The sequence below is a fragment of the Paraburkholderia bannensis NBRC 103871 genome (assembly GCF_000685015.1).
GTDB lineage: Bacteria > Pseudomonadota > Gammaproteobacteria > Burkholderiales > Burkholderiaceae > Paraburkholderia > Paraburkholderia bannensis.
Map to the genome: position 1 here is coordinate 1 of NZ_BAYA01000089.1, position 1,441 is coordinate 1,441.

The 1,441-nt window shown below is 68.5% G+C and carries 1 protein-coding gene; it reads left to right on the plus strand.

Annotated features, from left to right (window positions below; translation table 11 throughout):
- On the plus strand, positions 1 to 1,441 hold a 1,441-nt coding region (locus BBA01S_RS45040), incomplete at both ends, for an amino acid adenylation domain-containing protein (protein ID WP_042298662.1).

Sequence of the window (1,441 nt, forward strand, 5' to 3'; positions counted from 1 at the left end):
CTGGCAGCGCAGCTTGCGGCGCGTGGCGTGCGGGCGGAAACGCGAGTCGGCTTGTGCGTGGAGCGCGGCGTAGGGATGATCGCGGCGCTGATCGGCGTGATTCGCTCGGGCGGGGCGTTTGTGCCGCTCGATCCTGAGTACCCGCAGGCGCGTCTGGAGCAGATGATCGAAGACGCGGGCATCACGCGCGTCGTGGCCGATGAGCGTAGCGCGGCGCGTCTGGCCGACGTGCTGCGTGGCTGCGAGGTGGTCGATGTGGACGCGGCGCGCGAGGCGGGGGGCGAAGCGGGGGGCGAAGCGCCGTCGATCCGGTTCCATCCGGAACAACTCGCCTACGTGCTGTACACGTCCGGTTCGACGGGTCGTCCGAAGGGCGTCGCGGTGAGCCACGATTCGCTGTGGAGCCACCTTGAGGACTTCCAGGCGACGTATCGCATCAGCGCGCAGGACACGGTGCTGCATTCGTCGACGATCAACTTCGACGTGGCGTTGCACGAAATCCTGCCCGCGTTGCGCGTGGGCGCAACGGTCGAAATGCGCGGCGTGCAGCCGTGGGATCTGCAAAGCCTGAGCGAGCGCCTGGCCGAACGCCGCGTGACGTTCGCGCGTATTCCTACGGCGCTGTGGCAGCAGTGGCAGCGCCATGCGCCTGCGCGCGAGGCGCTCGCGCTGCGCCAGGTGACGGTGGGCGGCGAAGCGTTGCCAGGCGACGCGCTGCGCCACTGGAAAGAAAGCCCGCTTGCGGATATCCGTCTCGACAATCTCTACGGCCCGACGGAAACGACGGTCGCAGCGCTTTACCGCGAGACCACGGGCGGCGATGCGAAGCAGGTCACGGTGCCGATCGGCAAGCCGTATCCAGGCCGTAGCGCGCGCGTGCTCGACGCTTTCGGCGATGAGGCGCCGGCAGGCGGTCTGGGCGAGCTTTGCATCGGCGGGCCGACGGTCTCGCGGGGCTATCTGGGCCGTGCGGCGCTGACGGCTGAACGCTTCGTTCCCGATCCGTTCGGTGCGCCGGGTTCGCGCCAATACCGCAGCGGCGACCTGTGCCGCATGCGTGCTGACGGCACGGTCGAATTCCTGGGGCGTCTGGACCAGCAGGTGAAACTGCGCGGCCAGCGCATCGAACTGGGCGAAATCGAAGCGGTGCTGCGTCACTGCGCAGGCGTGCGCGAAGCCGCCGTGATCGTGCATGGCGCGGGCGAAAAGCAGCGGCTCGCGGGCTATGTCGCGGGCGCGGTGGATGTCGCCGCGCTGCAGGGCGAGCTCGAACGCAAGTTGCCGGGCTACATGGTTCCATCGACCCTGAGCGTGCTCGACAAGCTGCCGGTGATGCCGAATGGCAAGCTCGACCGCAAGGCGCTCCCGCAACCTGAGGAGCCGAAAAGCGAGCGCATCGCGGCGACCAGCGAAACGGAAGCGGTGCTGCTGCAAATCTGGC